Source organism: Rhodocytophaga rosea, assembly GCF_010119975.1.
GTDB lineage: Bacteria > Bacteroidota > Bacteroidia > Cytophagales > 172606-1 > Rhodocytophaga > Rhodocytophaga rosea.
The window spans coordinates 4,143,381-4,156,240 of sequence record NZ_CP048222.1; the positions used below are offsets into that span (position 1 = coordinate 4,143,381).

At 42.0% G+C, this 12,860-nt stretch carries 10 protein-coding genes; 6 read left to right on the forward strand and 4 right to left on the reverse strand.

The genetic code is table 11. The annotated features are described in order from the left end of the window. Positions 1-210: 210 nt before the first annotated feature. Both GXP67_RS17130 and GXP67_RS17135 read right to left on the reverse strand, forming a co-directional pair. Positions 211-2,346 (reverse strand): CUB domain-containing protein, encoded by a 2,136-nt coding sequence (locus GXP67_RS17130; RefSeq protein WP_162444253.1) that lies wholly within the window; start codon positions 2,344-2,346, stop codon positions 211-213. A gap of 221 nt (positions 2,347-2,567) precedes the next feature. Further along, entirely contained in the window at positions 2,568-3,554 is a 987-nt protein-coding gene (locus GXP67_RS17135; protein ID WP_232065251.1) for a glycosyltransferase family 2 protein, read from the reverse strand. Positions 3,555-3,639: 85 nt separating this feature from the next. Here GXP67_RS17135 and GXP67_RS17140 point away from each other — a divergent pair, with 85 nt between their 5' ends. The 4 genes from GXP67_RS17140 (at position 3,640) to GXP67_RS17155 (ending at position 8,132) form a co-directional block, all read left to right on the forward strand. Further along, positions 3,640-4,503 carry a YfhO family protein gene (locus GXP67_RS17140; protein WP_162444254.1) on the forward strand — a complete coding sequence of 288 codons (864 nt, stop codon included), beginning with the start codon at positions 3,640-3,642 and terminating at the stop codon, positions 4,501-4,503. 174 nt (positions 4,504-4,677) lie between these two features. Next, positions 4,678-6,513, forward strand: coding sequence for a malto-oligosyltrehalose trehalohydrolase (gene treZ / locus GXP67_RS17145; RefSeq protein WP_232065252.1), 1,836 nt, complete (start codon positions 4,678-4,680; stop codon positions 6,511-6,513). Positions 6,514-6,577: 64 nt separating this feature from the next. Then, on the forward strand, positions 6,578-6,823 hold the full coding sequence (locus GXP67_RS17150) for a hypothetical protein (RefSeq protein ID WP_162444255.1): 246 nt from the start codon (positions 6,578-6,580) through the stop codon (positions 6,821-6,823). 52 nt (positions 6,824-6,875) lie between these two features. Further along, the gene (locus tag GXP67_RS17155) at positions 6,876-8,132 is read left to right on the forward strand and encodes a 3-deoxy-D-manno-octulosonic acid transferase (RefSeq protein ID WP_162444256.1); all 1,257 of its coding nucleotides are present in this window, start codon (positions 6,876-6,878) and stop codon (positions 8,130-8,132) included. 66 nt (positions 8,133-8,198) lie between these two features. Here the strand turns inward: GXP67_RS17155 and GXP67_RS17160 are convergent, their stop codons facing one another. After that, positions 8,199-9,098, reverse strand: a complete 900-nt coding sequence (locus tag GXP67_RS17160; protein WP_162444257.1) for an NAD(P)/FAD-dependent oxidoreductase — start codon at positions 9,096-9,098, stop codon at positions 8,199-8,201. Between the two features lie 191 nt (positions 9,099-9,289). On the opposite strand from GXP67_RS17160, the gene GXP67_RS17165 reads away from it, so the two are divergent. Continuing rightward, entirely contained in the window at positions 9,290-10,630 is a 1,341-nt protein-coding gene (locus GXP67_RS17165; RefSeq protein ID WP_162444258.1) for an SDR family oxidoreductase, read from the forward strand. A 169-nt stretch (positions 10,631-10,799) separates the two neighbouring features. Here the strand turns inward: GXP67_RS17165 and glyA are convergent, their stop codons facing one another. Further along, complete coding sequence (gene glyA, locus GXP67_RS17170) at positions 10,800-12,092, reverse strand: serine hydroxymethyltransferase (RefSeq protein WP_162444259.1); 1,293 nt, start codon at positions 12,090-12,092, stop codon at positions 10,800-10,802. 178 nt (positions 12,093-12,270) lie between these two features. Between glyA and GXP67_RS17175 the strand changes: the two genes are divergently transcribed. Further along, positions 12,271-12,858, forward strand: coding sequence for an LOG family protein (locus tag GXP67_RS17175; RefSeq protein WP_162444260.1), 588 nt, complete (start codon positions 12,271-12,273; stop codon positions 12,856-12,858). Positions 12,859-12,860 lie beyond the last annotated feature (2 nt).

Here is a 12,860-nt window from a genome sequence, read left to right on the forward strand (position 1 = left end):
TAATGTGGTTTAAAGCGTGAAGGGAAAGGTGCACAACCAGACAGTGGTATATGGAAGCAGTAGCCAAGGATGAAATCACTCAGAGCCGCTATGAAAGGTACCTGAGTATGCTGGACGATTTGGATAATCGCAGATAGTTATTTAAATACTCATATACACAAAAGCCAGATAGTCTCCTACCTGGCTCTTGATTATAAGCATACAGTTGCTTTATCTGATCAATACGATTTTATTGGTAATGACTCTACCTGGAGTGCCCAAGCGTATAATGTAAACACCTTCCTGCTGTCCGTTAGGCTGCCATTCCAGACTTTTGGTTTCTCCAGCCTGCATTTCTCCGGCAAATACATCAGCCGCCTCTATGCCTTTGCTATCATAAATCTTTAGATTGACTGGCCCTGTTTGCTGTACAGTAAAGTTGAAAGTTATTCTCTCTCTGAAAGGATTAGGAAAAGCTTCCAGCTTCAGAAGTGTTTCTTGTGTATCTTCTACTGCTGTTTCTTCTGCTGCGAGTCTTGCTCCCACTGGCACATAAGAGATGTTAGCTACCCATCCCGGAGAAGTAGCTATAGCATCAGAGGTAAAGCGAAAAGTAAGACTTCCTCCTGAGGAAGTGATGATACCAGGACTGTTAGAACCTGTATATACCCCAATCAAAGGAGCTGAAGTGGAAGTGCCATTATAGATGTAGAGTTTGTCGTATATATTCTCTAATTGAAAAGAAGTGAAAGTGAGACGTAGTTTATAGCCGGCTCTGGCTGACAGCGTCTGAGTTACATTCAGATTGTCTTGATAATTGACCAAAAAACCGGGATCATAGTAAATATTACCAGAACTAACGCCAATAGATCCACTCCTCATCACAATCTCTCCTGGTTTGATTTTACGTATGGTTTTAACTACCCAGAAGTCATTCATACCTTTGCTTGGCTGGGAAATATCTCCTTCTACACCCAGATCTGTAAACCCTCCCATTACAATACTTCCATCCGATGTTTGAAACGCAGAAACCAGATAAGTCTTATGTACACCTCCTAGCTCATAACCACCAATGCCTCCCTTATAAAATGAAACCCACTGAGTCTTGCCATTTTTATCAATCTTTTTCAATTCGGCATAAATTTGATAATTAGCATCGGGAGAATAGGTATCATCCATTGTACTTAATATCAGATATCCACCGTCTGAATCTTTAATAAGATCTTGATGAAAACCAAATCCAGGGTAAATTTCCCATTGTAGTATTCCACTACCATCTGTTTTTACAATCCATTGTTTACCTTCATAAATCTCATCATAATGACCACCTAATAAATACCCTCCATCATCTGTTGCAAGTAGGGAAGAACAACCGTCATTGTCCAAACTCCCAAAACGTTTATCCCACAGTTTATGGCCGCTGGTATTTATTTTTATCATCCAATAATCTTTACCGCCCCAGCTAGGCTCTGTTTTCTCACCGCTTACACCTGAATTAGACGAACCAGCAAGCATATAATTTCCATCTGTAGTCATAATCATAGCACCTAGAAAATCCCCTGCTGAACCCCCAAAACGTCTATCCCATTGTTTAGCACCAGTGCTGGTAATTTTAATAATCCAGTAATCACTCCCTCCTCTGCTTGCTTCGCTTTTATCGCCGCCTGTATCCGAGTTAGAATAACCGCCTAATAAGTATCCTCCATCTGCTGTTTGTACCACCGCCCGCAATCCATCGTTACCTGTACCTCCGAAGCGTTTATCCCATTGTTTGATGCCACCGCTCGAGATTTTTATGACCCAGCCATCCTGCCCTCCTCTGCTTGCTTCTGTTTTGTCTCCACCAGTCCCGGAATAAGAATTGCCAACGAGCAAAAAGCCTCCATCTGAAGTTTGAATCACAGACCTAAGCTCATCATCGAGGTTACCTCCGAAGCGTCTGTCCCATTCTTTATCTCCAGCTGCCCGGATTTTTACTATCCAGTAATCCATGCGGCCTCTGCTTGTTTCTGATTTATCTCCGCTAATACCTGAATAAGAATTTCCTGCCAGTAAATAACCTCCGTCTTTGGTAGGAATAACTTTTGCAATCTTATCATCATTGCTACCCCCAAAGCGCCTGTCCCATAGTTTTTCACCTTGTGCCTGTATTAGATCTGTAATTAGGCTGATTATACAAGCCGTTAACAGGCATACTTTTATCAGGAAGGCGGTAGCAGATGTTCTGTAAACTGCAGGCTTGCCTAAGTGCTTAGTTGGAGTGATGTTAATCTTTTTTGGAGTAGACAAATAGAGATACATATAGTAGGTATGTGTTAAGTGGTTATACAATTGATTGGTTTGTGGTGAATCATGCTTTTGAAGCATGGTTCAAAAATAGTGCATGCCCAAAAAAAGGGTTATCACATATGTTCCAATCTTTATAACTCTCGTCCTACAAGTATTTTTTTACTACAATTCTGCTGTATTTTTTCAAAAAAATATGGCTTGTATAATCGGACAGTCCGGCAGGAAGAGAGTTTCTCTTGGCAGAATGGGATATAGTCTAATAGGAAAAGTGTTGCCGGGAACGGTAAAATAAAAATATCCTATGGACGAAATTTAAGAAAGATCCGCAGATAGAGTTTATATAAACTCCATACGCTGATCTTGTGTGTTGACAGCCATAATATTACCTGTGTGATAAAATCTATATAGCTCAGCTCTTTGAGTAAAGCTGCATATCCTGAAACCAGAGGATAGTTTTTTGTATAATAACTCTGCCGCAGGTGATACCTAATATTGGTTGCCAGTGCCTGCCGTTCTCCTTCAGTCCGGTTTAGTTTGTATGCTTTCTGGCAAACGATAAGCGTGGATTCCAGTAGCTTATTCTGGCGCAACTGGTAAAATTTTGTTGACAGAGAGCCTTTTACTTTGCGTTTGAAGGTTAAAATCTCATCCTGATAGGCATATTTATATTTCCTGGACGAACGCACCCAGAAGTCGAAATCTTCATAACTCAAGGATTCATCATAGCCGCCCAGTGCCTCCAACACGCTTTTGCGCATCATCATGGTAGGCGTACAAATAAAATACTGCTGTAATACTTGCTGATACACATCTCCGGAAGGAATACTTTTTCTGGACTTTCCCTGCGTATCCGTCTGGTAATGATGTGATACAACAATGGAGCGCTCGTTTATATAAGCGGCATTAGAAAATATTACACCATAGCGAGTATCCAGCGTTTCAAACAGGCTTACCTGTTTTTCTATCCTTGTATCAAGCAGTACGTCGTCGGCCGCAAGATCAATAATGTATGTACCGGAAGCCAGCAATAGTGCCCGGTTAAAGGAACGGCAATTACCCAGATTGATTTCATTTACCAGAAACTGTACCTGCGGATGTTCTTTCAAAAATGCATGAATGACTGCCACACTGTTATCACTACTGGCATCATCTACCACGATCAGCTCGATAGCAGCATATGTCTGGTTAATTACCGAAAACAGGGCTTCTGTTACAAACCGCTCATGGTTATAGCACAAACAAATAACCGTCACCGGCGGATAAGCTCTTCTGTCTGAGGGAGTCAACAAATAATAAATTAAATAAGAATTAAACCATTTTCTTCAATCCATTTCTAAGCAACAATCAAAACAAAATTAAACAACAATTCACATGAAAAAAGTAGTTTTGAATACCATCGCATATGCTGTAGCAGCCGGTATTATGTTCACCGCCTGTAAAAAGGAAGACGAAGCCCCGGTGCAGCCCACAGAAAAAGCGGTAGAAGATAATAGCATGAGCATGGCTGAATCCGATGAGGTGCTGGCTATTGCTGAAGAAGAAATGAACAGCAATTACAGCAACATGCGGATAGATGCTACCCAGGAAACGCATGAGAATTCACACGGAGCTACAATCACTTTCACGCCCAAAGGCAGTAATGCTACCGGTAGCATATTAATAGACTTTGGAACCACAGGCATTAAGTCGGATGTAGATGGCAAAACCCGCAAAGGAAAGATTCTGATCACCTTTACCGGCAAATACAGAACTCCTGGCACTACTCAAACTATTACATTTGATAATTATCAGGTAAATGGAAATAAAGTGGAAGGCACCCAGATACTTACACATGCTGTAGAAAATAATACCTATAAAACCAATGTAAAAATAACTGGTGGCAAAATTAGTTATACAGATAATACTACCATAACATGGAACAGTGAACATGTAAGAACCTGGAATCTGAATGGCACATTGCTCAACTTTGAAGATGATGAATTTACGGTAAGTGGTACATCAAGTGGTAAAGCCCGGGATGGCAAGAATTTTTCTTCAGTAATAGCAGTAGGGACCCCCTTATTATGGAAGTTTTCCTGCTTGAGTGAAAGCAGATTTGTAGCGGTAAGCGGTATTGTAAAAGTAATGCCAGAAGGCGGACAGGAATGGACAGCTGATTACGGCAATGGTTCCTGCGACCGGGAGGTTGTAGTAAAATCGGGTAACTTCACTGCTACCATTACTTTAGAAAAATAATTACCAGGTTTCGAAAATGATTTAATTTTATAAATTTCTTCTGAGTAAAGCCTTTCCAGAATTCTGGAAAGGCTTTTTTATTTATATTTTTCATTGTTCAAAACCTTTTTGGGGTTTACAGGTATAAGCATTTATTTTGCTGAAAGACACTCCACATTTTTATACCTGATATTTATGATGAAGCATGGGGCAAACTACCTCGGCAACAGACGTTGCTCATTTACTTTATGGGCGCCTCTGGCCGAAAAAGTCGAATTGCATCTTATATCTCCGGAAGAACGATTGATGGCCATGGAAAAAAAAGAACACGGGTATTTTTCTGTTGAAACAGACAATATATCTCCTGGTACGCAATATTTTTACCGGCTTAATGGCGAAAAAGACCGCCCGGACCCAGCTTCGCATTTTCAACCGGAAGGTTTACACAAAGCTTCCCAGGTGATCGATCATACTACCTATCAGTGGAAGGATAATACCTGGCAAGGTATTGAGCTGAAAGATATGATTATCTATGAACTCCATGTAGGCACATTTACTCCGGAAGGTACCTTTCAGGCTTTGATTAGCCGGTTGGATGATTTAGTGGATCTTGGAATTAATGCCATTGAAATTATGCCCATTTCCCAGTTCCCTGGTAACCGCAACTGGGGCTATGATGGTGTTCATCCCTATTCCGTTCAAAATTCCTATGGCACTCCCGATGACCTTCGGCAACTGGTAGATGAATGTCATGCCAGGGGAATTGCCGTAATTCTGGATATGGTATACAACCACCTGGGTCCGGAAGGAAATTATGTAACGGAAATGGGACCTTACTTTATTGATAAGTACCATACCCCCTGGGGAGCTGCTCTAAACTTTGATGAATATTACTGCGATCCGGTGCGGGATTTTTTTGCAGAAAGTGCGGTATTTTTCTTAGATAATTACCATATAGACGGACTCCGGCTGGATGCCATTCATGCTGTATTTGATATGGGCGCTGTTCACTTCTGGCAGTATGTGACCGAAAAAATAGAGCAACTCTCTTTGCTCAAAGGCAAACGCTTTTTCACCATTGCCGAAAGTGACCTGAATGATACCAAAGTAATAAAGCCTCGTGAGATAGGCGGCTGGGGATTCGACAGCCAGTGGATGGATGATTTTCACCATTCCTTGCATGCTTTACTTACTAAGGAAAAAACAGGATATTATTCCGATTTTGGCAGGCTGGAACACCTGGCAAAAGCCATACAGAAAGGATATGTGTATAATGGAGATTATTCTGAATATCGCAAAAGGAAATATGGCAATGATTCTTCCAGCCACTCAGGCGAAGATTTTGTGGTATGTATCCAGAACCATGACCAGGTAGGCAACCGCATGCTGGGCGACCGGATCACCAGTCTACTTTCTGTTGAAGCACTTAAACTGGCAGCCGCTACGATGCTGCTTTCTCCTTACATTCCAATGCTGTTTATGGGTGAAGAGTATGCCGAGGATGCGCCGTTTACTTATTTTGTAAGTCATACCGACTCCTGGCTGGTAGAAGCGGTACGCAACGGCCGCAAAGCGGAATTTTCTGCATTTGCCTGGCTAGGTGAAGCGCCTGACCCCCAGGCAGAAGAAACATTCCAATCTTCTAAACTACAATGGCACAAACGCACGGAAGGAAAACAACAGCTTATATATCGCTGGTACAAACAATTGATTGCCTTACGCAAAGAACGGACTGCTTTGCACCATCCGGATAAAAATAATGTACAAGTAAGTATAGCCGCCCAGCATATTCTGGTATTACAGCGCTGGCATGAATCTGATGATTTGTTATGCCTGCTCAACTTTGCTGATACACCAACAGAATTCCGCCTAGAAGGAAATGACAGCATCTGGCAGCAGATCCTGGATTCTACAGATACTAAATTTGGCGGCACAGGTTCAGATTTACCATATGTATTACAGTCGAATACCAGGTTGCAACTAAGTCCGTACAGTGTTACAGTGTACGAAAGGCGAAGCTCGGAAAGCTAGATAGGGAATCTTTGTAGAATCAATGGGATTGTTCTACTTACAGAATAAATTTAATTTAAATCCAATGATGAATGCACATGCCCGGTTCTGCCAGGCTTATGAAATTGAGGAGGTTGAATTACTTGGCCGTTTATATGAAATAGATGAATTGATACTTTTTCTGCCTCCTCAACCCACAGTTGAAGAGAAGAAAATATTGCAGGCATTGCTTGGTCTACAGGGTGAAACCTACGGCTATATGGACTGGGTGAAATCCAATAATACCTTCGAATTGATCATGCAATGGCGTGAGCAAACTGAAAATCTGTGATATAAACTACTCTTTTGGATGAATTCCTTTATTTTGCCGAAAATTTATCTGCATGAGCCGTTTGTTGTACTCAGTTGCTTTACAAATATATGGTTTACTTATCCACCTGGTAGCCCTATGGAATCCCAAAGCGAAACAGTGGATAAATGGCAGAAAACATATTTTTGAACGGATTACCAACGCTTTTCAGGGAAATACATTGCCTGTCGCCTGGTTTCATGCCGCTTCTTTAGGCGAGTTTGAACAAGCCCGGCCGGTTATTGAACAGTTCCGGAAAGAATTTCCAGACTATAAAATTCTGCTTACTTTCTTTTCTCCATCCGGCTATGAGGTACGGAAAAATTACCCGGGTGCTGATTACATATTTTACATGCCTCTGGATACTACTTCCCATGCACGCACTTTTATCAAATTGGTACAACCTGCAATTGTGTTTTTCGCCAAGTATGAGTTCTGGTACCATTACCTGAATGAGCTAAAAAGAGCCAATATTCCGGTAATTTCATTTTCAGCTATTTTCCGCAAAGAGCAGGTGTTTTTTAAATCGTATGGCGGTTTTTTCCGGTCTATTCTCCGGAATTTTGAGCATATTTTTGTACAGAACCAGATGTCTGCGGCACTTCTGCAAAGCATTAGCATCCAACAAACTTCTGTGGCTGGCGACACCAGATTTGACCGGGTACAAACCATTGCCAGCCAGAAAAAGGATTTACCTCTGATAGCTTCTTTCAAGCAAGACAAAAAACTAGTAGTAATAGGTAGCAGCTGGCCACAAGATATGCATGTATTGCTGCCGTTTCTGAACAGTTTTATACAGCCGCTTAAAGTGATTATTGCTCCACACGAAATTCATGAAGCAGAGATCGTCCGCCTGCAAGAACAAATCCGGAAAAAATCAGTGCGTTTCTCTCAGGCTCAGAAGGATGATATAGCATCGTCTGATGTGCTTATCATTGATAATATTGGTATGTTATCTTCCTTATACCAATATGGTGAATTTGCGTATATCGGAGGTGCGTTTGGCAAAGGATTACATAATATTCTGGAAGCGGCTACTTTTGGAATGCCCATATTCTTCGGCCCCCACTACCATAGATTCCAGGAAGCCGTAGATTTGATTGCATCCGGAGGGGCTGTTTCTGTAAACAACTCAGAAGAATTTGGCAAACATTTCACAAACTTATATGAACACGAAGAAGAAAGGCTCCAAAAAGCAGAAGTTTCCAGGCAATACGTAGCCAGCCGCACCGGGGCTACTCAAAAAATTATGGCTTACACCCACCAGCTACTTTCCGGGAAAAGTGCTTAAGCTATCATCGTTATTGTAAAGGGCCAAATTATATTCTTGATATGCACTACTTAAATTTTAAGCCAACTACTTTCTATCTTCTTCCTGCAATCTTTTATTAATATTAATAGCGGCTTTACTCCCTTCAGCGGCTGCGATCACTACTTGTTGCATATCCTTATCGGCATCTCCGGCAGCATATACACCTGGCACAGTCGTCTGTTGTAATCTATCTGTCCGGATCATTCCCTTATCTGAATACCTGCAGCCCAGCTGCTGTGCAAGATCAGATTGCTGAACAAAACCCAGCACAAAAAACAAACCCCGGCATTCTATATAACTTCCGTCTTTGAAATGGATCAATTCCAGTTGTGAATCTGTGCCAGATAGTTTGGAGATCTTTTCAGTATGAACAGCTATCCCATTAGCCTGTAGCCGAACTATATCTTCCGGGATAAGCCGGTTTTTTCCATCTGTACACAGGGTAACCTTCGGGCTCCAGGTTTTTAGGGATAACGCCAGTCCTATAGCAACCCGGCCTTTTCCATACGCCACCAGAGGCTGATTCCGTTTTTGCCAGCCATCACAATATGGGCAATGATGTACACTTTTGCCGTAATACAAGTCTATATCTTTAATTTCAGGTAAATAATCCCGTACACCAGTAGCAATCAGAATTTTTCTGGCCAGATATTGTTCGCCATCTTTTGTTTCTACTTGGAATAAACCATCCTTTTGAGACGCTTTGGTTATTTCACAAAATTTAAAATCTACGCCATAGGGTTCGAGTTGTTCACGCCCGATGCGTAACAACTCCATAGGAGGAGTATTATCTCTGGTAAAAAATCCCCAGGAAGCCTCTGTTCTGGCATTTCTTGGTGTTCCGGCATCACATACCAATACTTTTCGCAGGCAGCGCCCCAATACTAATGCAGCACTCAATCCGGCAGGTCCGCCACCGGCAATAATCACATCATAGGTTTGCATAGGGAGAACACAACAGGTAAATAAACGTATATAGCTTGTATCTAATGATTTAGCATACAAAAAACTTAAAAATCAACACGCAATTTTCAAGTTTTCTTTCTTACAATCCAACTTATCCTGGATGCTTACGTAACCCTAAAGTAAATAATCATCTAAATCCATCAAATTTTTGCAATCATTATCAAAAAACTATGGAACCCAGACTTAAAAACAAAGTAGCCATTGTTACCGGTGGAGGTGCCGGCATTGGCGAAGCTATTAGTAAAAAATTTGCCCTGGAAGGCGCCAGAGTACTGGTTTGCGGCATGCCCGACGATCCAATAGATGCAGTAGTAAAAGAAATAACCAGCAAAGGTGGATTGGCGGTAGCCTACAAAGGAGATATATCTCTGGCTGAACATGCCAGATTGTGTGTAGATACAGCCGTAAAAACCTGGGGTAAACTCGATATTCTGATCAATAATGCAGGGGTATTTCCCGTAATGAGCACTATTCAGGATTATCCCATTGATGCCTTCGAATACCTGGTAAAAAATAATATTTACAGTGTATTTATGATGACCAGGTTTGCTATTCCTTATTTGCAGCAAACCAAAGGTTGTGTGGTAAGTGCAGGTTCTGAATCCGGACTGATAGGTATTGCAGAGAATACACCCTATGGCGGTACCAAAGGTTTTATTCATTCTTTCACAAAAGGGCTTGCCGCCGAGCAGGCACAATTTGGTGTACGGGTAAATGCGGTATGTCCTGGCGCCATCGACACTGCCTGGACACACAAAGAAACAGGGCCGATGTCGGCTAAAAATGAAAAAATGATCATTGAAGCAACGCCTATGGGAAGAAGAGGGACACCAGAAGAAGTAGCGAATGTATATTTATTCCTGGCTTCTGATGAAGCTTCTTTTGTAACTGGCTCCTTGTATTCCGTAGATGGAGGCGTTACCATTAACAAAGGTGCAACCGGATCTATGGCAGATAAATCTATGAAAGCTGAACCGGCTGGTGAGCTTAACCTGAAACATTCTAAGGAAGGCGATACCGCAAAAGACCGCTATAATAAAGTATATAATTCTTCTCAGAAGGCATCTGCTCCGGAAAGTTCTGGTTCCGGTGGAGATAAGCTGGTAAAAACCATAACAAAAACTCTGGTAGGTGTTTCGGTGGGTATAGCAGCAGCGAAAGCGATCTTGAATGCCTCGAAGAATAGTACTCCCGAAGGCCAACAGACTTCTCCGGAAACTAAACCCAAAACAAAAGCTACGACACCTACGCTACAACCGGATGAACCGCTGGTAGAAGCAAATACAGATCCTACCATACCTGCCGCAAAGCCAGTAAATACACCCCTTACAGAGGCGAAAACAGATCCTACAATTCCGGCTTCCAAACCTAAATCTGCCGGTGCAGGTTCTAAAAATAAAGGCTGGACTAAAAAGATGGATGAGAAAAAGAATACTGACAACACCCAAACCGGCGGAAGCCCTGGCAATAAAGGTTTTACCAATGAAGCGGCTACCGGCAATACAGATTAAAATTTCGTTGTTGGTTGTTCGTTAATAGTTATAGAAAGATTATCAAGTCAATTGAGATAAAAACAAAAACGACTGGTTAGACTAACCAGTCGTTTTTGTTTATTGTATGTGAATCGATGCATTACGGTCTTACAAATCATATGAACAATTATAAACCAATAACGAATTACTATCTGTATAATGGAAAATCATTCATCCATTTATTGATCTCTTTCTTTACACTCCCAATTTTAGAGTCATTTTCATGGTTCATCAGCACAGCATCAATGTATTCTACAATCTGCAGCATATCATTCTCCTTCATCCCTCTGGTGGTAATAGCTGCTGTGCCTACCCGCATCCCTGACGTAACAAAAGGAGATTTGTCGTCGAAAGGAACCATGTTTTTGTTAATAGTAATATCGGCTTTAATGAGTGTGTTTTCAGCAATTTTACCAGTCAGGTTCTTAGAACGAAGGTCAATGAGCATCAGGTGATTATCAGTGCCGCCGGAAATGATCTGGTAGCCTTTTTCTACAAAAGCTTTTGCCATTACTTTGGCATTTTTCTGTACCTGGGCTACGTATTGCGCATATTCATCTGATAAGGCTTCATGATAAGCTACTGCTTTGGCTGCAATTACATGTTCGAGTGGGCCACCTTGTATTCCTGGAAAAACACCCATATCCAGTAAGGCCGACATCATTTTGAGCTCTCCTTTCGGGGTACGCTGACCGAATGGATTTTCAAAATCGTGGCGCATCATAATCATACCACCTCTGGGCCCACGGAGGGTTTTGTGCGTAGTAGTAGTTACCACATGACAATGATCCAGGGGATCATTTAGCAAACCTTTGGCAATCAAACCAGCCGGGTGAGCAATATCAGCCATCAGTAGGGCACCTACCTGATCTGCAATAGCCCGCAGGCGCTGGTAATCCCAGTCTCTGGAATAGGCCGAAGCACCGCAGATAATCAGTTTCGGACGCTCTCTCAGGGCAGTTTCCTCTACTTTGTCCCAGTTGATAGTTCCGGTTTCTTTCTCTACGCCATAAAAGAAAGGCTGGTAGAGTTTTCCTGAAAAATTCACCGCAGACCCATGCGTGAGGTGGCCGCCATGTGATAAGTCGAATCCTAAAATTTTGTCACCGGCATTCAATACTGCCAGAAAAACGGCCGCATTTGCCTGTGCTCCAGAATGAGGTTGTACATTCACCCAGGTTGCCCCAAATAATTCTTTTGCCCGGTCGATGGCCAGTTGTTCGATCTGGTCTACGATTTCGCAGCCGCCATAATAGCGTTTGCCGGGAAGACCCTCGGCATATTTATTGGTAAGAACGGTTCCCATTGCCTGCATTACCTGCTTAGAAACAAAGTTTTCTGAAGCAATCAACTCAATGCCACTTTCCTGGCGGTGCTTTTCCTGATTGATCAGGTCGAATATCTGGGTATCCTGTAAAGATACCTGGGTGAGGTTATTCATAGGAATTCTGGATTTTTTGTAAAAATACGGTTAAATTCTATATATCCTGCAAATCCGAATGTAATTTACAGCAATTCATTTTCTCCCGGCTGGAGAATTCTTATCTGCAAAAAGGATACTTTGTAGCAACGTAAACCCTACTCTGTGAGAGTGTATAATTGAGATTAAAACAAAATTTATGAAGGAAATTAAACAGGTATGCGTTTACTGCGCCTCCAGTACCCAAATTGATAGACTATACCTGGAAGCTACCGAAGTGTTGGCAAAAGAATTGGTAAAACATAACATTACTGTTGTATTTGGCGGCGGCAGTGTAGGTCTGATGGGAAAACTGGCCGATGTAGTATTATCAGAAGGAGGACGGATTATTGGGATTATGCCCCAGTTTATGAGAGATGTGGAATGGGCGCATAAACAAGTAAAAGAGTTTCATTTTGTGGGTGATATGCATGAGCGGAAAAAGAAGTTTCTGGATGGAACAGATGCCTTAATTACGTTACCCGGCGGTTGTGGCACCCTGGAAGAACTGCTCGAAGCCATCACCCTGAAAAGATTAGGTTTATTTACCAAACCTATCATTATTGTCAATATCAATCATTACTACGATCCGCTGATTGATATGCTGGAGAAGTGCATTTCCGAAAATTTTATGAGCGAGCAACACCGCCAGATGTGGACAGTAATTGAGGATACAGCCCAGATTATAGAAGCCATTCAATCATCGCCAGCCTGGGAAATTGGTGCTATCCAAACAGCAAGGGTGTAAAG